General features: G+C 43.5%; 14 protein-coding genes and 3 pseudogenes. 11 read left to right on the forward strand and 6 right to left on the reverse strand.

Annotated elements, in window-relative coordinates:
* Positions 1 to 149: 149 nt before the first annotated feature.
* A pseudogene (locus B5F91_RS14850) lies at positions 150 to 245 on the reverse strand (DUF1349 domain-containing protein); the annotation flags it as partial.
* Positions 246 to 275: 30 nt separating this feature from the next.
* A pseudogene (locus B5F91_RS05180) lies at positions 276 to 1,286 on the reverse strand (glycoside hydrolase family 30 beta sandwich domain-containing protein); the annotation flags it as partial.
* Between the two features lie 443 nt (positions 1,287 to 1,729).
* On the opposite strand from B5F91_RS05180, the gene B5F91_RS05185 reads away from it, so the two are divergent.
* From B5F91_RS05185 to B5F91_RS15365, 3 genes and pseudogenes are all read left to right on the forward strand, one after another.
* Positions 1,730 to 2,596 (forward strand): DUF4886 domain-containing protein, encoded by an 867-nt coding sequence (locus B5F91_RS05185; protein ID WP_144025076.1) that lies wholly within the window; start codon positions 1,730 to 1,732, stop codon positions 2,594 to 2,596.
* A 25-nt stretch (positions 2,597 to 2,621) separates the two neighbouring features.
* Positions 2,622 to 4,871 carry a glycoside hydrolase family 3 C-terminal domain-containing protein gene (locus tag B5F91_RS05190; protein ID WP_239416247.1) on the forward strand — a complete coding sequence of 750 codons (2,250 nt, stop codon included), beginning with the start codon at positions 2,622 to 2,624 and terminating at the stop codon, positions 4,869 to 4,871.
* Between the two features lie 54 nt (positions 4,872 to 4,925).
* A pseudogene (locus B5F91_RS15365) lies at positions 4,926 to 5,015 on the forward strand (helix-turn-helix transcriptional regulator); the annotation flags it as partial.
* A gap of 7 nt (positions 5,016 to 5,022) precedes the next feature.
* Here B5F91_RS15365 and B5F91_RS05195 read toward each other — a convergent pair.
* From B5F91_RS05195 to B5F91_RS05205, 3 genes are all read right to left on the reverse strand, one after another.
* A complete protein-coding gene (locus B5F91_RS05195) occupies positions 5,023 to 5,406 on the reverse strand; it encodes a DUF6169 family protein (RefSeq protein ID WP_144025077.1) in 384 nt (127 codons plus the stop codon).
* Positions 5,407 to 5,522: 116 nt separating this feature from the next.
* On the reverse strand, positions 5,523 to 5,702 hold the full coding sequence (locus B5F91_RS05200) for a hypothetical protein (RefSeq protein WP_087428030.1): 180 nt from the start codon (positions 5,700 to 5,702) through the stop codon (positions 5,523 to 5,525).
* A gap of 75 nt (positions 5,703 to 5,777) precedes the next feature.
* Entirely contained in the window at positions 5,778 to 6,809 is a 1,032-nt protein-coding gene (locus B5F91_RS05205; RefSeq protein ID WP_087428075.1) for a LacI family DNA-binding transcriptional regulator, read from the reverse strand.
* A gap of 182 nt (positions 6,810 to 6,991) precedes the next feature.
* On the opposite strand from B5F91_RS05205, the gene B5F91_RS05210 reads away from it, so the two are divergent.
* From B5F91_RS05210 to B5F91_RS05235, 6 genes are read left to right on the forward strand one after another with little or no spacing between them, the layout of a single operon-like run.
* Positions 6,992 to 7,924, forward strand: a complete 933-nt coding sequence (locus B5F91_RS05210) for an aldo/keto reductase (RefSeq protein ID WP_087428031.1) — start codon at positions 6,992 to 6,994, stop codon at positions 7,922 to 7,924.
* 14 nt (positions 7,925 to 7,938) lie between these two features.
* Positions 7,939 to 8,862 (forward strand): amidohydrolase family protein, encoded by a 924-nt coding sequence (locus B5F91_RS05215; RefSeq protein ID WP_087428032.1) that lies wholly within the window; start codon positions 7,939 to 7,941, stop codon positions 8,860 to 8,862.
* A 17-nt stretch (positions 8,863 to 8,879) separates the two neighbouring features.
* Positions 8,880 to 10,130: an L-fucose:H+ symporter permease gene (fucP, locus tag B5F91_RS05220; RefSeq protein WP_087428076.1), complete on the forward strand. Its 1,251-nt coding sequence runs from the start codon at positions 8,880 to 8,882 to the stop codon at positions 10,128 to 10,130.
* Positions 10,131 to 10,160: 30 nt separating this feature from the next.
* Entirely contained in the window at positions 10,161 to 11,177 is a 1,017-nt protein-coding gene (locus B5F91_RS05225; RefSeq protein ID WP_087428033.1) for a zinc-binding alcohol dehydrogenase family protein, read from the forward strand.
* A 17-nt stretch (positions 11,178 to 11,194) separates the two neighbouring features.
* Positions 11,195 to 12,814: a glycoside hydrolase family protein gene (locus B5F91_RS05230; RefSeq protein WP_087428034.1), complete on the forward strand. Its 1,620-nt coding sequence runs from the start codon at positions 11,195 to 11,197 to the stop codon at positions 12,812 to 12,814.
* A gap of 18 nt (positions 12,815 to 12,832) precedes the next feature.
* A complete protein-coding gene (locus B5F91_RS05235) occupies positions 12,833 to 14,749 on the forward strand; it encodes a glycoside hydrolase family 97 protein (RefSeq protein ID WP_087428035.1) in 1,917 nt (638 codons plus the stop codon).
* Positions 14,750 to 14,804: 55 nt separating this feature from the next.
* Here B5F91_RS05235 and B5F91_RS05240 read toward each other — a convergent pair whose 3' ends face one another.
* Positions 14,805 to 15,662, reverse strand: coding sequence for an AraC family transcriptional regulator (locus B5F91_RS05240; protein WP_087428036.1), 858 nt, complete (start codon positions 15,660 to 15,662; stop codon positions 14,805 to 14,807).
* A gap of 249 nt (positions 15,663 to 15,911) precedes the next feature.
* On the opposite strand from B5F91_RS05240, the gene B5F91_RS05245 reads away from it, so the two are divergent.
* On the forward strand, positions 15,912 to 17,561 hold the full coding sequence (locus B5F91_RS05245; RefSeq protein WP_087428037.1) for an alpha-L-fucosidase: 1,650 nt from the start codon (positions 15,912 to 15,914) through the stop codon (positions 17,559 to 17,561).
* A 90-nt stretch (positions 17,562 to 17,651) separates the two neighbouring features.
* Positions 17,652 to 20,726: a TonB-dependent receptor gene (locus B5F91_RS05250; RefSeq protein ID WP_087428038.1), complete on the forward strand. Its 3,075-nt coding sequence runs from the start codon at positions 17,652 to 17,654 to the stop codon at positions 20,724 to 20,726.
* Positions 20,727 to 20,770 lie beyond the last annotated feature (44 nt).

Here is a 20,770-nt window from a genome sequence, read left to right on the forward strand (position 1 = left end):
CTGTATTAGTTTTATATTCCGCCGGCTGGAACGTACATTCCGCCAGCCGGAACGTATATTCCAGCGGGCGGAATGTATATTCCACGGGCTGGAATATAAAAGGTAGCTGGCTTTATGCAGAAATCAATCCTTTTGCAAGCAGATTATTATCAGTTCTTCTCCAGCCATTCCAACCGGCGTTGGTCGGGGAGATGCTTTACCTTAAAGTGCTCGAACGTTACGTTGAATCCTTTTCCATCGGGGCAAGTTTTCCTCTATTTGTATATTTATCAGACTTATCTTTGTTCCTGCCAACGGAATGAGGCAACGGCATTTGCCGGAATCGTATAGTTAAATTGATGATTCCCCTCAACTACGGTTATCGGTTGTTTTGTATCGTTCCCGTTTGCCACAACCAAGGCATAGCTGCCGTCTGTATTTTTAAAACAACAATAGGAAATCTTGTCTTTGGTTACGGCATTCGTTCCGATACGGACCGCACCGGGCTTCACAACCGCCGCAATGTGTGCCATGGCATAGTAGTGTGAATTGCGGGTAATGGTGGAATAATCTTTATTGTTTACATCCACCGCTCCGTAACAAGTGGCACAAGCACCCGGCCCTCCATGCGGACCTTGATCGCTGTCTAACATCAGATTCCAGACAATGGCACCTACACACCAATTGTTTACTGTACCGATAGCTAAATCTTCCACATCTCTTAACAAGGATTTTGAAAGGTCACGCCCGTTGTTCCACTCTCCGATGGACGCTTCCGAGAAGATTAACTCTTTATCGGGAGCAGCTTCGTGTATTTTCTGCATCTCGCTACGGTGTCCGCCATAGTTATGGTAAGCGGCACCGGCAAAATAGGCAGCCGCTTCCGCATCTTCGTAAATCCGCAAAGGATATTGCGCCTGGTCTTCCTTATCGTCATAATTATAGTTATGGTCGAAGGCATAAATTTTTACGTTATCCAGCCCTGCCTCTTTCAGTGCCGGTCCTAATGCCGTCTTTACGAAATCACGCTCCTCATCCCAAAACATCAGCATAGAAGCCGAATTGCCCGGGTTTAACGGCTCGTTTTGCGGTGTAAGGCTATAAATCGTAATGCCTTCCGCCTGAAAAGCTTGAATCCATTTCACAAAATAGGTTGCATAGTCTTGGTAATAGGTAGGATTTAAATGTCCTCCAGTCCACGAATCATGTGGACGCTTATTCTTGAGATTATCCACTTTCATCCATTTGGGAGCAGTCCAAGGCGTTCCCATAATCTTCACTTCTGGATTAATGGCAAGTATTCGCTGATTTCTTACACTGCTCTCCGCAAACGGTTTACAATAACCGGTTGAAAATGCGTAATCGTGCAAGTATTCCTAAAGAAACATTGCAGATACAGTAAAATCTTTAGGGAAGATACAGCAATAATATGATTATACCATTTACTTTTCTCCATTTTATTTCTACATATTTGTTTTGTTAAAGTATTAATAACGAATGCTTTACGGTTTTTAATGTCTACTCCCTACATTTACTTACAGAAGTAACATGTTTCTTATATATGTACATTTGCGATACATAATCAATGCACATGTAAACGTATTTGTAAATGTAAAATAAGAAATTATGGAAGCCATTTATTCACGGTTCTTGGGAAAAAACGAAGAAAAATTGACGTTGTGTCAATTGAACTCCTCTCAATTCAAAGACGTAGAAATTCAACCGCCGGAGACTGAATGCAGGTCTCGAAATGGGGAAAAATATTCCTCAAAAAAGTAATATATATTGCATTGCTATTCGCAATTATCTTCTTCAGTCTACACATATATCTAACTTGGCTGATGCTAATATAAAAGATTGGACAATGAATAAATATTTATTTTTTATAGTATGGCAAATAGTATTTGCCGTTGGAATCGCTAATGCGCAATCTATTAACATCCTTTCCTTAAATAACAGTCTGATTGATTACAATAATCAGCCGATGATGTTTAATGAGATGGTTAAAATGATGGGAAAAGATGCACAATGGAATGCACGTACACAATTGGGACGTACGTTGTTATACCATTATAATGATCCTGTTTCCCGCAGTCTGGCGATGTCTGGAAATTGGAATTACATTATTTTGCAAGAACAAAGTTCCCTTCCTAAAGACTATCCTGAAATTCTGATGCAAAGCGTTATGTTATGGAAGCGTGCATTACTGGAAACATCGGACGATAATGTCCCCACAATTATTTTGCCAATGAATTGGGCTTATAATGATGACTGGAATCATTTTAAAGAATCTTCGGCAAAGCTTAAACGTTCTTATCGTGATGTATGTCGTGAGATTCCCGGAATTGTTATTTGCCCTATAGGATTGGCGTATGAACTGCTCTTCGACCGTAAAGGGGCAGAGGTTTGTTCCCAATTATATACAGACAACCGACATCCCTCGTTGAAAGCGTCTTATCTTGCTTCATGTATGGAATATGCCGTCATATTTCATGAAAGTCCTTTGACCATTACTTATGTTCCTCAAGGATTGTCAGAAACAGATGCATTGACCATGCGTGAATTGGCAGATTCGGCTTTGAGCGAATGGGATAAAGAAATGAAAACTTCACGATAAATGATTAACTTAAAAAACATAAAGGATGAAAAAGCAAATTATAAAACAAACAATGCTATTTTGTGTTGCAGGGCTTGTCGCTATTTCTGCCTACGCCCAACATAACGATACATCACAGAACCAGTCAAGTGAAGAACAAATAGAAAGTATATTGTCACGCTTGACTTTAGAGGAAAAAATAGCTATGACGCATGCTCAGTCTAAGTTCTCTTCTCCTGGTGTAAAACGATTGGGGATTCCTGAATTTTGGACTACAGACGGTCCGCATGGTGTCCGCCCCGAAGTGTTATGGGACGAATGGGATCAAGCTGGTTGGACCAATGACTCTTGTGTAGCATTCCCGGCATTGACTTGTCTTGCAGCTACATGGAATCCGGATATGGCTTTGCTTTATGGAAAAAGCATCGGTGAAGAAGCACGTTATCGCAAGAAAGACGTGTTGTTAGGTCCGGGAGTCAATATTTACCGGACTCCACTGAACGGACGCAATTTTGAATACATGGGTGAAGACCCTTATCTGACTAGTAAAATGGTAGTGCCTTATATTCAAGGTGTACAACAGAATGGTGTGGCAGCCTGCGTAAAGCATTATGCATTGAACAATCAGGAAATCAACCGCCACACAACCAATGTTATCGTAGATGACCGTGCTTTGTATGAAATTTACCTTCCAGCCTTTAAAGCGGCTGTACAGGAAGGAAAGGCGTGGGCTATCATGGGCTCGTATAATCTTTATCAAAACCAACACGGATGTCACAACCAGCGTTTGTTGAACGATATATTAAAAGGTGAATGGGGATTTGACGGTGTGGTCATTTCCGATTGGGGAGGTACACACGATACGGAAGAAGCCATCCGTAACGGCTTGGATATGGAGTTCGGAAGCTGGACCAACGGACTTTCCGACGGAACCAGTAATGCATACGATAATTATTACCTGGCAAATCCTTATCTGAAACTGATAAAAGAAGGGAAAGTGGGAACGGAAGAATTGGATGACAAAGTAAGGCGTATCCTTCGTCTGGCTTTCCGTACAACAATGAACCGCAACAAGCCATACGGTTCTCTTTGCTCGGAAGAACATTATGAAGCGGCACGCCGCATTGGGGAAGAAGGCATTGTTTTGCTGCAAAACAACGGGAATTTGCTCCCTCTTGACTTGAACAAGATGAAACGAATTGCGGTTATTGGCGAAAATGCCATTAAGATGATGACCGTAGGTGGAGGAAGCTCTTCATTGAAAGTGCAACATGAAATTTCCCCGTTGGAAGGAATCCGCAGACGAATAGGCGATAAAGCCGAAGTCGTTTATGCACGCGGTTATGTAGGTGACCCTTCGGGAGAATATAATGGAGTGAAATCAGGACAAGACCTTACCGACAATCGCACGCCGGAAGAGCTGATAGCCGAAGCGGTAAAGGTAGCTAAAGAAGCTGATTGCGTTATCTTCATAGGCGGGTTGAATAAAAGTTCCGGACAAGATTGTGAGGATTCTGATCGTAAGAGTCTGAATCTTTCTTATGGACAAGACAAGCTAATAGCGGCATTGGCTGAAGTGAACAAGAATATCGTTGTGGTGAACATTTCAGGAAATGCTATTGCAATGCCTTGGGTTAAAGACGTTTCAGCTATTGTACAAGCTTGGTTTTTAGGTTCGGAAGCCGGAAATTCCATTGCTGCTGTGCTTATGGGTGATGTAAACCCTTCAGGCAAATTGCCTTTCACTTTCCCGGCTTCGTTGGAAGACGTAGGTGCGCACAAATTAGGAGAATATCCGGGCGTAATGCGGACAGACGGGAGTAACATTTGGGACGTAAAATACAATGAAGGCATTTTTGTCGGTTATCGTTGGGCGGATAAGGAAAAGACTACACCGCTCTTCCCGTTCGGACACGGACTGAGTTATACGACTTTTGCGTATGGGAAAGCTGTTGTAGATAAAACGACGTTTAAGTCGGATGAGACTCTTACGGTAACTGTACCTATAACTAATACGGGTAAGCGTGAAGGGGCAGAAGTAGTTCAGCTTTATATTCGTGATGTGAAATCTGCCCTTCCACGTCCTGTTAAGGAATTGAAAGGCTTTAAAAAAATCAGGTTGATGTCTGGAGAAACGTGTGAGGTAACTTTTACGATTGATAAAGAGGCTCTCAGTTATTTTGATGATACCCGTCATGAATGGGTTGCAGAACCTGGTAAATTTGAGGCGATTATAGCAGCTTCGGCTATAGATGTTCGGTCGAAAGTTACATTTACATTGAGTGATAACCATTAAAAATAATTTATATCCGCAATTTCCATACAAAGGATGTTGCGGATATATTTTGACCGTCACAGGCAGGAGATATTGAAAAAACTTCAGGTGCGCAATTCGATTGAGGCTTGCAGGGTAGCGGGTGAGTTGGGGATATTACGGTGAGATAAGGTTATTCGGGTTTGTCACGAAACAAAGCAATCGTGTCGCTGAATTGTTGGGCGATGGATACAAATTGGGGATGGTCAGGACGAAGAATAAGGGCAACGTAGTTCCAAATGCCGTATTCGTCTGGCAATTCTGCTGTCATTAAAACAAATGTTTTCTGATACCCCGATGAGCGGAACCACGATTCAAACAAACGGCTCCGATATTTCTGCCGGTTGTCGCCCGTTTCACATAAATAAAGCATAACGGCATTCCGCTGGCGGAAAAATTCATAAATCAAGGACAAAATGGCTTGACGTAGCTTGTAGTCACGCGGAGACTTGCGGTTGTTCGTGTTAGATATCGCAAACTCATAAGCGTCATATTCCGACATAAGGTCACTTGGCATAAAACTTATTGTGTAGTTTACGCCATAGTCCGTAGTTAACATATATGACAGCTCAGCATAAGGTGCAGGTTTGACGGTATAAAGAGCGTTTGCATTAACACGTATAAGATCAATTGTTACCATACTTCTATTGATTCTGGTTCTTGTCCTGTACGTTTTTTATATTCTGCTCTTAAACATTCTTCCATTTGTCGGATAAGTTCTTGCTTTTTTCTCTTATGTTCCCTCATCCGTCTCCACACTTCTTCCTTTGTTAACGGTGTCTTCTTTTCCTGTGTTTGCAGATTTTGTTCCATAGTGTTGTGTATATAATTGATTTACGGGACAAAGATACTGATTTTTCTTTGTATTCCCTTCTTTTTTAATAGTTTTCATCCAATTGTGATTTTCTTTTTCATACTGCTTTCCCGTATCTGAAGTGAGGTAGGTATCACCACTTGGCGCACGGTGTGGTCTCCTCGCAACTGGTCTATCAGGAGACGGCATGCCGTTTCGCCCATTTTATAAGTCTGATGGCATACCGAGGAAAGTTTAGGCTCGACGTAATTGGCATGGCGTTCGTCGGTATAGCCTATCAGGGCGATATTTTGCGGAATGCGCAGACCGTGGCTTTTGATGACTTCCATGGCGGCAAAAGCCAAGGTGTCATTCATAGCTAAGATGGCATCGGGCGGATTGGGCAGGGCAAGCAAGGCTTCGGTAGCCCGCATTCCTTCATCGTAGTCGATGCGGCGGCATTCGACTAATTCTTTTTCAATGGGAATCTTATTGGCACGTAGGGCTTCCAAATAGCCGTGTTTCCGTTGCTTGACGATATACAGGTGATTGGCACCTCCGATGAATGCTATCCGCTTGCTTCCACTATCCAACAGATGTTGGGTGGCGGCTTGTGCCGATTGGGCTCCGTCAGCAACGACGGAAGAAAAGCGGTCGGTCAGGCATACGCGGTCGAAAAAGACGAGCGGCATATTGATGTCTGTTAATGATGCCCAATGCGAATAGTCGGTAGTCTCTTGCGAAAGGCAGGCGATGATGCCTTCTACACGCATATTCACCAAGTTTTCGATATTTCGTTTTTCGTGTTCGAAACGTTCGTGCGAGGTAGTGATGATGACGAAATATCCGTTAGCTATGGCTGTATCTTCAATGCCGCTCAAGATGGACGAGAAGAAATGCGTCACGATGTCGGGCACGATGACTCCGATGATGCGGGGCGTGTTTTTCCTCAGGCTCATGGCGAACGGATTAGGGCGGTAATTCATTTCTTTGGCAAGTTGTTTGGCTTTGGCACATAGTTCGCGGCTGATTTCGGGACTGTCCTTTAGTGCTCGCGAAACGGTGGGAATAGATACGCCGATCCGTTGGGCGAGGTCTTTCAGCGAGGTATGCTTCAGGTTGTTCATGAATGTTTGATTATTGGTTTCTTCTGTATCCATTTGCAAAGAAAGCATTTTTTACGGAATAACGGTACAGATATACGGATATTTTACGTAAACCATTACGTATATTTTCTGATGAGGTCACGGACTGATGAGGTTTATCTTGGCTTACCTTTGTCTTTGTAACCATTAAATTCGAAAAAATTATGCAATACCATGAAATCGGAAAAACGGGCATGAAGGTATCATCGCTCAGTTTCGGCGCTTCTTCATTAGGGGGCGTTTTCCATGACATTAAAGAAAAAGAAGCTATCGAAGCGGTGTTCACCGCTATTGAAACAGGCATGAATTTCATTGACGTATCGCCTTATTACGGCCATTACAAGGCAGAGACTGTATTGGGTAAGGCGTTGCAAGAGATTCCGCGTGAGAAATATTACCTCTCTACAAAAGTAGGCAGATATGGCAAGGACGGAGTGAACACGTGGGATTATTCGGGCAAACGTGCTACGGAAAGCGTGTACGAAAGTATGGAGCGTCTGCACATTGATTATATTGATTTGATAAATGTGCACGACATTGAGTTTGCCGACCTTCATCAGGTGGTAGATGAAACATTGCCTGCTTTAGTAGCCTTGCGCGAGAAAGGCGTTGTGGGGCACGTGGGCATTACCGATTTACAATTGGAAAACCTGCAATGGGTCATCGACCATTCACCTGCCGGTACAGTAGAGTCGGTGCTTAACTTCTGCCACTATTGCCTTTGCGATGATAAGCTAGCGGACTTCTTGGATTACTTCGAATCAAAAGGTATCGGTGTCATCAATGCTTCGCCTTTGTCGATGGGGTTGCTTACCGAACGTGGTGTACCCGATTGGCATCCCGCACCCAAATCCTTAGTGGAGGCTTGTTGCCGGGCTATGGAGCATTGCAAGGCGAAAGGTTATCCGATAGAGAAACTTGCCATGCAATATGCTGTAAGCAATCCGCGCATTGCCACCACGTTGTTTAGTACGGCGAATCCGCAAAATGTCCGCAAGAATGTAGCGTTTGTAGAAGAACCGATGGATGAAACCTTGTTGCAGGAGGTTCGTGCCATTATTGGTGACCAGATGCGTGTCAGCTGGGCGAATACTTAAAGGAGGAGTGCATTATGGCTTATACAATCATAGATGCCCATGCTCATTTGTGGCTAAGGCAAGATACGGTGGTAGACGGTTTGCCTATCCGTACATTACTGAATGGACGCTCGATGTTTATGGGCGAGGAACGGCAGATGCTTCCGCCTTTTATGGTGGATGGTGTGAACAGTGCCGAAGTGTTTCTTTCGAATATGGATTATGCCCAGGTAGGGGCAGCCGTGATTACGCAAGAGTTTATCGACGGGTTCCAGAACGATTACTTAGAGGAAGTCGCGCGGCGTTATCCCGACCGTTTTTTCGTGTGCGGTATGTGCGAGTTCCGTAAGCCGGGTTATTTGGAAGAAGCCCGTCAGTTGATAGCCCGTGGATTTAAAGGAATCAAAATACCGGCTCAGCGTCTGTTGCTGAAGGAAGGACGTGTAAAATTGAATTGCGATGAAATGATACAGATGTTCCGCTTGATGGAACAGAATGGCGTATTGCTTTCAATTGATATGGCAGACGGTGATACACAGGTGGGGGAATTGGAAGAGGTGATAGCCGAATGTCCGAATCTGAGAGTGGCAATCGGTCATTTCGGCATGGTCACGACTCCGGGCTGGACCGAACAAATTAAATTGGCTCGTCATCCTCATGTCCGCATTGAGTCGGGTGGCATTACGTGGCTTTTTAATGATGAGTTTTATCCTTTCCGAGGAGCGGTAAGGGCTATTCGTGAGGCAGCTGATTTGGTGGGCTTTGAGAAACTGATGTGGGGTTCGGACTATCCGCGTACGATTACGGCTATCACTTACCGTATGTCGTATGATTTTATTACGAAATCATCGGAATTGTCGGATGAGGAAAAGCGGCTTTTCTTGGGTGAGAATGCACGTAGCTTTTACGGCTTTGGCGATTTGCCCGAATTGCCTTACATTAAGAATATGTCGGAATAACCCCAATCGGTATGCGTATGAAAAACAAGAATTATACATTGCCTCTTGCACTGGTCTTCAGCTTGTTCTTCCTGTGGGCTATCAGCAGCAACCTGTTGCCTACGATGATACGGCAGCTGATGAAGACGTGTGAATTGAATACGTTCGAGGCTTCGTTTACCGAGTCAGCCTACTGGCTGGCATATTTTATCTTCCCGATACCTGTCGCTATGTTTATGAAGCGGTATAGTTATAAGGCGGGTATTGTTTTCGGCTTGTTGCTTGCCGCCATAGGCGGACTGCTCTTTTTCCCGGCTGCTACCATTAAGGAATATTGGGCGTACTTGTGTATCTTCTTTATTATCGCTACAGGGATGTGTTTCCTTGAAACGGCTGCCAATCCTTACGTTACGGCATTGGGTGACCCAGCTACAGCACCTCGTAGATTGAATCTGGCACAATCTTTCAACGGACTGGGCGCATTCATTGCTGCTATGTTCTTGAGTAAATTGATACTAAGCGGTGATACATATACTCGCGAAACGCTTCCTATGGACTATTCCGGAGGTTGGGATGCTTATATTCAAATGGAGACGGACGCAATGAAATTGCCTTACATGGCATTGGCTTTACTTTTGTTATTGATCGCTGTGGTGATTGTTTTTTCTAAGTTGCCTAAGATTGGTGATGAAGGACGGAAAAGCGAGTCGAAAGAAAAACTGATTGACTTTGGTGTGTTGAAACACAGGCATTTGCGTTGGGGTGTAATCGCTCAGTTCTTTTATAATGGCGGGCAGACGGCTATCAACAGTTTGTTTTTGGTGTATTGTTGTACGTATGCCGGATTGCCCGAAGCTACGGCTACCACTTATTTCGGACTGTATATGCTGATGTTCTTGTTGGGAAGGTGGATTGGTACCGGACTGATGGTGAAGTTCCGTCCGCAGGATATGTTGTTAGTTTATGCATTAGCCAATGTGGCACTTTGTGCGGTAGTAATGGCATTTGGCGGTCAGATAGGACTGTATGCCATGTTGGGTATTTCGTTCTTTATGAGCATCATGTATCCTACGCAGTTTTCTTTGGCATTGGAAGGGTTGGGCGAGCAGACCAAAAGCGGTTCGGCTTTCTTGGTCATGGCGATTGTAGGCAATGCTTGTCTGCCTCAGTTTACGGCATATTTGATGCATATCAACGAACAGATGTATCAAGTGGCATATATCGTACCTTTGGTATGTTTCCTTTTCTGTGCTTACTATGGATGGAAGGGATATAAAGTAATAAATTAAGAATCGTATTATTTAGTATTGAAGTTGAATATGAAAGCAGTTCAGATTGTAGCGCCTTCTGATATGAAGGTTGTAGAAATAGAACGCCCGGAGTTGCATGCCGGCGAAGTGTTGGTTAAGATTGCCTACGTAGGTTTTTGTGGGTCGGATTTGAATACTTATTTGGGACGTAATCCGATGGTGAAGTTGCCGGTCATTCCAGGTCATGAAGTTGGTGCGGTGGTAGAGGATATCGGTCCGGATGTGCCCGAAGGTTTTAGTAAAGGTATGTATGTAACGGTAAATCCGTATACCAATTGTGGTAAGTGCGCTTCATGCCGCAATGGTCGTGTCAATGCTTGTGAGCATAATGAAACCTTAGGTGTGCAACGTAATGGGGTTATGTGTGAATATGCTGTATTGCCTTGGACTAAAATTATTCCTGCGGGAAATATATCTCCGCGTGATTGTGCTTTGATAGAGCCGATGAGTGTAGGATTTCATGCCGTTTCACGTGCACAGGTTATTGATAATGATGTGGTTGTGGTTATCGGTTGCGGTATGGTAGGCATGGGAGCCGTGGTACGTGCTTCGTTGCGTGGAGCTACTGTGATAGCGGTTGATTTGGATGACGAAAAATTAGCATTGGCGCATCGGACAGGGGCAACGTATGTCATCAATTCTAAAACGGAAGATGTGCGCGAACGTGTGCGTCAGTTGACAGATGGCTTGGGTGCGGATGTGGTGATAGAAGCCGTAGGTAGTCCGGTTACATACGTGATGGCTGTAGATGTGGTAAGTTTTACTGGTCGGGTTGTATGTATCGGTTATGCCAAGAGCGAAGTGGCTTTCCAAACCAAGTACTTTGTGCAGAAGGAATTGGACATCCGTGGCTCGCGCAATGCATTGCCTGCCGATTTTCGTGCGGTTATTCATTATCTGCAAAGCGGAAATTGTCCGATAGAAGAATTTATTTCGGCTGTTGTCGCTCCAGAAGAAGCGCAACAGGCAATGGAACAATGGGCTGCTAATCCGGGAAAAGTTTTCCGTATTTTAGTGAAGTTTTAATTTAAAGAAATGGTTATATGAAAAGATTGCTTGCGTTAGGGTTGTTGTCTTTGACATTGGGAACCTCATTAAAGGCACAAGTAACCGAACGTCCTCGCCCGGTAGAGTGGGAACAGTTAGTGCCGGGTGCACGCTTTATGGACCGCTTTTTGCCAATGCCTGATGGAGTGAAAGGACAACATATTTGGGGTACGGATAGTGTGCAGAACCGTTATGTAGACAATGGCATCGAATTGCCGGATGTTTCGTTTTGGGGCGGCAATATCTTGCAGACTCCTGATGGGAAGTATCATTTGTATGTATGCGGTTGGCCCGAGCGTTCACCCAAAGGACACATGTTTTGGGGAAACTCGACTGTATTCCATGCGGTGAGTGATAAATTGTCGGGACCGTATCAAGTGCAAAATTCGATAGGTAAAGGGCATAATCCTGAAGCTTTCCGATTGGCAGACGGGCGTGTAGTGGTTTATGTAATTGACGGTTATTACATAGCCGATAAGGAAGACAGTCCGGTGTGGATGTATCAGAAGTTTGATTTTGATGCACGCGACCGTAAGATTATCGAAGGGCTTTCTAATCTTACTTTTGCCCGCCGTCCTGATGGCTCTTACCTGATGGTATGCCGAGGAGGAGGCGTATGGATTAGCCGCGACGGATTGTCGGCTTACCGGCAATTGACAGACAAACGGGTTTATCCGGATGTAGAGGGACGTTTTGAAGACCCGGTGGTATGGCGGGACAGTTTGCAATATCATTTGATTGTAAACGATTGGCTGGGGCGTATCGCTTTTTACCAACGTTCAAAAGATGGACTGCATTGGGTAACTGAACAAGGCGAAGCATACGTTCCCGGTGTTTCTGTACATCGTGACGGTGAAGTAGAGTATTGGTTTAAGTACGAACGTCCGAAGGTATTTCAGGATAAGGAAGGGCGTGCCGTGCAGATGAATTTTGCGGTGATAGATACATTGAAATGGGAAGACTTGCCTGGCGACCGGCATTCATCGAAGAACATTTGCATTCCGCTGAACAAAGGCTTGATGCTTTCCGTATTGAACGAAGAACCGATAACCGCTGCAACCAAACGTATTGAAGTGCGTATTAAAGCGGAACCGGATTTTCATCCGCAAACTGATGTGGATGTGGAATCATTGCGGTTTGGTTCATACAACGAAGTCAACTTCGGCAGAGGCTGTAAACCTGTAAAGACTCGGGAAGAAGGCGACGATTTGATTGTGGTGTTCAATGGAAAAGGAAGTGGTATCACTGCCGATGAATTTGCACCGAAACTGATAGGGCGTGACGTAAAAGGAAATTTGTTGTATGGTTATGCCCGTTTGCCTTACGTAGACTATACGCCTGCTCTGCTTTCTGCCCGTCGTCCGATATACGATAGAGAACAAAATGTATGGAAAGTGCAAGTGGAAAATTTCGGCTTATCGGCTTCTCAACCGACTGAAGTAGAAATCTATTCAGCCGACCAATCATTGGCAAAAGGAGAGGTTCCCGTTCTTGCCCCTTATGAAAAGACAGAACTGACCTTGCGTTCCGTTGAGGCTTTGCCTACAGATTCTGTAGCGTGCGAAGTGGTTATCCGTAGCGGTGAGGTGGAATTGGAAAGAGTGAAGTTTGAGTGATGATTTAGAAATGCGCTTATGAAAAAGATTCTTTTTTTACTTGCGTTCGTTTGCCTTATGATTCTGCTTTATTCGTGTCAGTCATCTGCAGGCTTTCGGGTCGTTTCTCCCGATGAGGCTTTAGAAGTGTCTGTTTCGAAAGATTCTTCCGGACTTTATGTCTACTCGTTTGCAGCCCAAGGAGAAGAATTAATCGCTTCTTCTCGTATTGGCTTTGAAGGGAAACATCAAGGAATGATTCCCGGTGCAGATTGGAGTGTTTCGTCATCTGTTTCCTGCTACGATGGGGTTTGGAAGCCGGTTTGGGGAAAACGAAGAGAAGTGAAAGACCAATATAATGAACTACTCTTATCGTTTAAAGCACCGGACGGGCAACAAGGCATTAACCAAATCCAGGTTGTCTTTCGAGTATATAACGATGGAGCTGCTTTTCGGTATATGATTCCGCAAGAAGCTGAGCCGAGCGAGGAGGTTGTAGGCGAATCTACTCAATATAACTTTGCCGGTGATTATACGGCATGGTTCTATAATGGCGAATTTCATAATTTAGGACCGGATAAATTGAGTGAGGTAGAAGGAGAGCGTCAACCTGTTATGACCATTCAGGCAGGCGAGCATCAGTTTATGGCTCTTCATGAAGCCGATTTAAGGATGGGAGAACCTTTGCTCTTATCTTCATTGAAAGGAGAACAAACATTTAACGTAGCTTCCAAGCCTGCTCAATTGGAACCGGGGTATGTTTCTGCGTGGCGTGTTGTCTTGCACGGGAAAACACCGGGAGAGATGGTCGATTCGCATTTGCTTGAACTGTTGAATCCGGAACCTGCAGGTGATTTTTCATGGGTAAAGCCCGGGGTGGCTGTATGGGACTGGCGTATTAACGGTGCAATTACAGACGATGGCTTTACCTATACGATGACTTATCCCTCGTGGGTGCGTATGGTTGATTTTGCTTCCGAGCAAGGATTCAAGTATTTGGTCTTGGATGCGAATTGGTATGGACCGGAGTTTGATGACGAATCGGATCCGTTGTCAGGAGGTAAGGTGAACGATGTAAAACGAATCTTGGAATATGGGAAAGAGAAAGGAGTCGGCATTTGGTTGTATCTGAATGATGTTGGCGGGCGGCAATATCCGATAGAAGAAACCTTGAAGCAATATAGCGAATGGGGAGCGGCTGGAGTAAAATATGGGTTTATGAATGGAACTCCGGAAGAAAAGAATGCTTGGACGCAACAGATTACCCGTTTGTGTGCCGAGAATAAGTTGCTGGTTGATTTCCATGACGGACCGGTTCATCCTTACGGACAAATGCGTACTTGGCCCAATGCCATTACCCGCGAATATTGTCAGGCTCAGTTGGATGCCCATCGGGTATTCGAACCCAAAACTTTTGTAACAGCTGTTTTTGTCAATATGTTGGCAGGTCCGTTGGATATGAATAATGGTATGTTTGATTTGCGTCAAGGCAATACCACTCGTGTGGATGAGAACAAGCCGGTTCCTTCTACGGTAGTGTCCGAAGCAGCCCGCACATTAATCACTTTCTCAGGCGTAACGATTATTCCAGATATTCCGGAGATGTATCGTAAATATCCTGAACTATTGGCTTTCTTGTCTGCTCAGCAAATGCCTTGGGTAGAAAGCAAGACTTTGATGGGTAAGATAGGAGAATATATCGTGATGATGCGTGAGACAGAAACGGAATACTTGGTTGCTGCAGTTACGAACGAGGAGGCGCGTACTTTGTCTATCCCTTTGGACTTCCTTCCTGAGGGCTTTTATACGATACAATTGATGTTGGATAGCGAGGATGCCCATTATTTGACGAATCGGGAAACGTATCAAGTGAAAACACAGGAAGTGAAATCTGGAGATTCTATTCAAGCCAAACTGGCTCCGGGTGGAGGTGCTTGCATGCGTATTAAGAAATAAATTGAAACACAGAGGCACACAGAGTGTTAATTTCTCTGTGTCCTCTTGGTTTTACTTAGTGATAAGAATGCCGGTATTCTTGTGGAGTAGTACCGACTAATTTCTTAAATAAACGGTTAAAGTAAGAATAGTCTTCGAAGCCGAGATTGAGGGCGATGTCTTTTACTGAAGTGTCGCTTGTTACCAATGTAAGTTGGGCTTTTTCTATCTTTTTTTGGTTGATGTATTGTAGTGGAGTCGTTTTTATTTCATGCTTGAACAGACGGATGAAGTGGTCTTTGGATAAACATGTTTGTTCAGCCAATTCGTCTATATTTAGGTTTTTGTTAATGTGGTTATGGATGTATGATAACACTTTCACTAAACGTTCGTCCCTGTTTTCCGATTTTGCTTGCGCATATTTCATAAAATGAGAGAGGAGTTGGTAAACAATTCCCCTTGATTCTACTTTGTCATAAAAAGCCCGTTGCTTATTTTTTAAGAGATTCTGCATGAGCGTTACGTTATTATCATAAGTTGTAGGATCTGATTTTTGTAGGCTCATGTGTGGATTAATGGCGCAGAAACGTTTTATCAATGCCAAATCCATTTCATTGCCAGGTATTTCTATTGGGAAGTTCCATTCGTCTAATATATTCTTACCTTGTTGGTTTTCTTCGTAGATGTGCATGTAGTAGTGGCAGAAGTAGGAATCGCAAATCGTATTGTGTTTGGTAAATGTTGGAATAAAATACATGTGTTGAGGTTTTAGTTGATAAATTCCAGAGGGCAGTTCTATTTGTGCGGTTCCTTCCGTTACATAATATAGGCGGACAAAGGGACTAACGACGTTTTTCCAATTCCAGTCGGCATTGTGAATAGCCAATCCGGCATTTAGTACTAGAGGATGCAGTTGGTCTATTGAGAAATTCATGATAATGAAACCTTTTGGTTGACACCTGCAAATATATATAAGGTATATGAATTCTCAAAATATTTGTTGTTCGAATTAATGTCGAAATAGTCCTATGAAATGTCGTTATTGTCAGATTTTCTTCTTAAAATTAATAGAATAAGTCGATAAAGTCCTATTATAACACGTTTATATCCTATATTGGAACGGTTTTATTCTGTACTTTTGTGCAGTGAATAATTTATAGTCATTAACTAAATAATACAATGTATGAAAAACAAGGCTTTATTCTTTTCATTGTTGTGCGCGGCTTTCGTGTCGTGTAGTCAAACTCCGAAATCTCCTTATGAAGTGCCGGTCTCTGAAGCTGACGAACCGATGATGACGGGTAAGTTTGAACCAACTTGGGAGTCGTTGAAGAATTACGAGGTGCCTGAATGGTACCGTAACGCGAAGTTTGGTATTTGGGCACATTGGGGACCGCAATGTGTGGAAGGTACAGGCGACTGGATGGCTCGCTCGATGTATATGGAAGGTTCGCATGCATATAAATACCATGTAGAACATTACGGACATCCTTCTGAAGTGGGTTTCAAGGATATTATTCCTTTATTTAAAGCAGAACATTGGAATCCTGATTCATTAGTGGCTTTCTATAAGAAAATAGGTGCGCAATATTTCTTTGCTTTGGGCAATCATCATGATAATTTCGACTTGTGGGACAGCAAGTACCAGCCATGGAACTCTGTAAATATGGGTCCGAAGCGTGATATATTGGCTGAATGGGAGAAAGCGGCTCGTAAACAAGGTCTTCCTTTCGGTGTCAGCCTCCATGCAGACCATGCATGGTCGTGGTATGAAACATCACAACGTCACGATACAATCGGTCCGAAGAAAGGCATTCCCTACGATGGTAAGCTGACTAAAGCCGATGGCAAAGGCAAATGGTGGGAAGGTTATGATCCGCAAGACCTTTATGCGCAGAATCATCCGATGAGTGAAGACAGTTGGGATGACGGTGCGATACATCGCCAATGGGCATGGGGAAATGGCGTCTGCATGCCTTCACAGGAATTTGTGACAAATTTCTATAACCGTACATTGGATGTCATCAATCGCTATAATCCGGATATTTTGTATTTTGATGTGACGGTTCTTCCGTTCTATCCGATCAGCGATGCCGGATTGAAGATTGCCGCACACCTCTATAATCACAGTATGGCTACACATGATGGTAAACTGGAGGCGGTGCTTACAGGTAAGATATTGGATGAAGAACAGCGCAAGGCTTTGGTATGGGACGTAGAGCGTGGGGCACCCAACGAAATTGTTGCTGATAAATGGCAGACTTGTACTTGCTTAGGCGGTTGGCATTACGACCAGTCGATTTATGACAACGACCGTTATAAATCAGCTGCCGATGTAGTGAAACTGTTAATGGATGTAGTGAGCAAGAACGGCAATCTGTTGCTGAGCGTACCTTTGCGTGCTGACGGAACATTTGATGAGAAAGAAGCGAAAATCCTGACCGAATTTGGTGACTGGATGAACATCAATAAAGAAGCTATCTATGATACAACCCCTTGGAAGGTGTTTGGGGAAGGACCGATAGCTAATTCGGATATCGCTATTAATGCCCAAGGATTCAACGAAGGCTCTTATACCAATACTACCGCTCAAGAAATACGTTTCACCCAAAAGGGAGATGATTTGTATGTAACGGCTTTGGCTTGGCCTGAAAACAAAAAGGTGATTGTAAAATCGCTTGCACAAGGGAATGAACTTTATCCCGAAGAAATAAAGGAAGTGGAACTGTTAGGATACGGAAAGGTGAATTTCAAACGTACGGCAGAAGGACTCTCAATAGAACTTCCTGGTAAACAATTAAATAAGATCGCTCCAGTTTTCAAGGTAAGGTAATCAGAATATCATAATAAGCAAATGGTTTGCCGGCTTTTTTAAGTCGGTAAGCCTCTCTTATGTCTTTTTTAAACATTAAAATTTTTGTGTATGAAAAGATCTTTTTGTAAAAGGATTTTGCAGGAGGTGAAAGTCATCCTTCTGCTAATGGTATGCTTTGTCGGCACTGTTGAAGCACAGGGACAAGGTATTGTGAGAGGTACTGTAACAGACAGTAGTGGCGAGCCGTTAATCGGTGTGAGTATTTTGGTGAAAGGTACGGCAAATGGGGTGATAAGCGATCTTGATGGTGGTTTTTCTATTTCAGCTGCTGCCGATGATGTCCTTCAATTCAGTTACGTAGGATATATCAATCAAGAAATACAAGTAGGTAATAAGAAGATACTGAATGTAATTATGGAGGAAGACACCAAACAGTTGGATGAAGTTGTGGTTGTAGGTTACGGTACGCAGAAGAAGGTTAATTTGACAGGTGCCGTGTCATCTATTACTTCCGATGATTTGATTAATAAGCCCGTTATGAGTACTGCTCAAGCTATTGCCGGTTTGGCACCAGGCTTGAGTGTTGTGGCAAATTCAGGTCGTCCCGGTGCAGGTGCCAGTGTGAAGATTCGTGGTACAGGTACTTTTTCTGGTGCAGGAACAGACCCATTGGTGTTGATTGACGGACTTTCAGGAAGCATTGATGATGTAGACCCGAATGACATTCAAAGTATCTCTTTCCTGAAAGATGCTGCATCTGCTTCTATCTATGGAAACCGTGCTGCCAATGGTGTCATTTTGATTGAAACAAAGAAAGGACAAGAGGGTAAGACGCAAATCAGTTACAATGCAACGTTCGGTTGGCAGACGCCGACAGAATTGCCTGAATTCCTTGATTCATGGGAATATGCTGAATATTACAATATGGCAATGCGCAATATGGGTTTGGCTGAAGCTTATTCTGCCGAACAGATTCAGAAATTTCGCGACGGATCTGACCCGGATAATTATCCTAATGTGAATCACTTGAAGTGGTTATTGGATACAGGTTCAGGATTTCAGCATCAGCACAATGTAAGTGTAAGAGGCGGTAATGAACGTACTAATTACAGTTTGTCGCTTGGATACCGCAAGCAGGATGGTTTGACGGCAAAGACATCAAATGAGCGTATGACTGCTACTTTTTCTTTGCAGACTCAGTTGACCAACCGCTTGTTGCTGAATATAAACATTAATGCGTATAATAACAATTATGATGCGCCTTATGGACAGCAGAATATTGATCAGATGATTGGTTATTCTGTACGTGAGCCGAATACCATTCCGGGACAGAAGTCGGACGGAAGTTTTGGCTATCAAGATAACTACAGCCCAGAAGCTTGGTTGGCTGGCGAGTCTTTTATTCACTATATTAACCGCAATGTCAGTGCGTTTGGTCAATTAAAATGGAATACGCCGATTGAAGGGCTTTCGATTTCCGGTAAAGCGGGTGTAAGCTATTGGACCAAACATGATAAAGAGTACATGGCTGAAACTTATTTTGATGATACCAAGACGGTAGGACCTTCCTCATTGTCTGTGCATTCTACAAACAAGACATACACAACATTTGAGGCATTGGTAAATTATGACAAGGTATTTAATGAAGTACATGGATTGAAAGTATTGGCGGGTACGTCAGTAGAACAAAGTGCTGACCGTTGGTTGGACGGATCCCGCAACACGTTCCCCAATAACTTCTTGTATGAACTAGGTGCGGGTGATGCGTCAACCGCTACTAATGGCAGTGGCTTTGATGAATATGCTTTAGTTTCTTTCTTCGGACGTGTCAATTATTCGTTCAAGGACCGTTATCTGTTGGAAGGAAATTTGCGTTACGATGGTTCTTCTCGTTTTGCCAAGGATAATCGTTGGGGACTCTTTCCTTCCGTATCAGCCGGCTGGAGAATTTCGGAAGAAGATTTTTGGAAAAACAGCAAGGCTGCTGATGTTTTTGATAATTTAAAGTTGCGTTTGTCTTACGGTGTGTTGGGTAATCAGAATATCGGAACTTATCCTTATCAACAGGTTTATGATTTGGGACATAACTATCCGTTAGGTAATCCGGCTACATTGACTCCCGGTACTTATGTATCTTCTTACAAGAATGAGGACATTACGTGGGAAAAGACAGCCATTACGAATGTCGGTGTGGATTTTGGCATGTTCAATGGAGCTATTAACGGTAGTTTGGAGTATTTTTACAAATATACGTCCGATATTTTGGCTTCAATGGAAGTGACTGGTATTATGGGAAGCGGAGTTGGAGAGTCCAATGTAGGTGCTGTGTCAAACAAAGGTATCGAAGTGAACCTTTCTTTCAATGGTCGCATAGGGAAAGACTTCCGTTTTAGTATAGCTCCTAACTTTACGTGGGTGAAGAATGCCGTGGAAGAACTGGCTAACGGTGCTACGGAAGAAATCAATAGTGGACGTATTGTGGGACAACCTCTTGGCATTATTTATGGGTATCAGACGGATGGTTTGTTTGTAGACCAGGCTGAGATTGATGCGGCTCCCGAACAATTGGTTGGTAAAAGCGACTTGAAGCCCGGTTATGTGAAGTATAAAGACATTAGCGGTCCGGACGGTGTGCCCGATGGAAAAGTCGACGCAGAATACGACCGTACTGTATTGGGAAGTACAACGCCTAAGTTCTATTATGGCTTGAATTTGTCTGCTTCTTATAAAGGCTTCGATTTTTCGGCATTGCTTCAAGGTTTGGGCGGATATCAGCGTTTGATAGGTTCGTATATGGCATACGCTTTTTATAATAACGGTAACATCCAACGTTGGCAAGCTGACAATTGCTGGACAGAAGAGAATCCGGATAAGTGGGCTGAATATCCGCGTATTGAGACGTTGAACATGAATAGTCCTAACCTTCAGACTTCAGATTATTGGATGCGTAATGCCAGTTTCCTGCGTATTAAGAATGTTCAGTTGGGTTATACATTCCCTAAGAAAATAACTAAGAAAATCGGTGTTGAAAAGTTACGCCTATATGTCAGTGGTCAGAACTTGTATAGCTTTAACGGTTTCTACAAAGGTTGGGATCCTGAAAATGAAATCGGTACAGGAGATGCTCCTTCGTATTATCCGATTACGGCTATCTATTCTTTTGGTATTAATCTTAATTTTTAATCATTTAAAATGAAAGTATTATGAAAGCATTCTATAAATGCGTT

It is taken from the genome of Bacteroides sp. An322 (genome assembly GCF_002161765.1).
GTDB lineage: Bacteria > Bacteroidota > Bacteroidia > Bacteroidales > Bacteroidaceae > Phocaeicola > Phocaeicola merdavium.

Excerpts from the sequence above, each read along its gene's own strand:
- B5F91_RS05185 (WP_144025076.1), top strand. The coding sequence starts at position 1,730 with ATGGGGAAAAATATTCCTCAAAAAAGTAATATATATTGCATTGCTATT.
- B5F91_RS05190 (WP_239416247.1), top strand. The coding sequence starts at position 2,622 with ATGAAAAAGCAAATTATAAAACAAACAATGCTATTTTGTGTTGCAGGG.
- B5F91_RS05195 (WP_144025077.1), bottom strand. The coding sequence starts at position 5,406 with ATGCCAAGTGACCTTATGTCGGAATATGACGCTTATGAGTTTGCGATA.
- B5F91_RS05200 (WP_087428030.1), bottom strand. The coding sequence starts at position 5,702 with ATGGAACAAAATCTGCAAACACAGGAAAAGAAGACACCGTTAACAAAG.
- B5F91_RS05205 (WP_087428075.1), bottom strand. The coding sequence starts at position 6,809 with ATGAACAACCTGAAGCATACCTCGCTGAAAGACCTCGCCCAACGGATC.
- B5F91_RS05210 (WP_087428031.1), top strand. The coding sequence starts at position 6,992 with ATGCAATACCATGAAATCGGAAAAACGGGCATGAAGGTATCATCGCTC.
- B5F91_RS05215 (WP_087428032.1), top strand. The coding sequence starts at position 7,939 with ATGGCTTATACAATCATAGATGCCCATGCTCATTTGTGGCTAAGGCAA.
- fucP (WP_087428076.1), top strand. The coding sequence starts at position 8,880 with ATGAAAAACAAGAATTATACATTGCCTCTTGCACTGGTCTTCAGCTTG.
- B5F91_RS05225 (WP_087428033.1), top strand. The coding sequence starts at position 10,161 with ATGAAAGCAGTTCAGATTGTAGCGCCTTCTGATATGAAGGTTGTAGAA.
- B5F91_RS05230 (WP_087428034.1), top strand. The coding sequence starts at position 11,195 with ATGAAAAGATTGCTTGCGTTAGGGTTGTTGTCTTTGACATTGGGAACC.
- B5F91_RS05235 (WP_087428035.1), top strand. The coding sequence starts at position 12,833 with ATGAAAAAGATTCTTTTTTTACTTGCGTTCGTTTGCCTTATGATTCTG.
- B5F91_RS05240 (WP_087428036.1), bottom strand. The coding sequence starts at position 15,662 with ATGAATTTCTCAATAGACCAACTGCATCCTCTAGTACTAAATGCCGGA.
- B5F91_RS05245 (WP_087428037.1), top strand. The coding sequence starts at position 15,912 with ATGAAAAACAAGGCTTTATTCTTTTCATTGTTGTGCGCGGCTTTCGTG.
- B5F91_RS05250 (WP_087428038.1), top strand. The coding sequence starts at position 17,652 with ATGAAAAGATCTTTTTGTAAAAGGATTTTGCAGGAGGTGAAAGTCATC.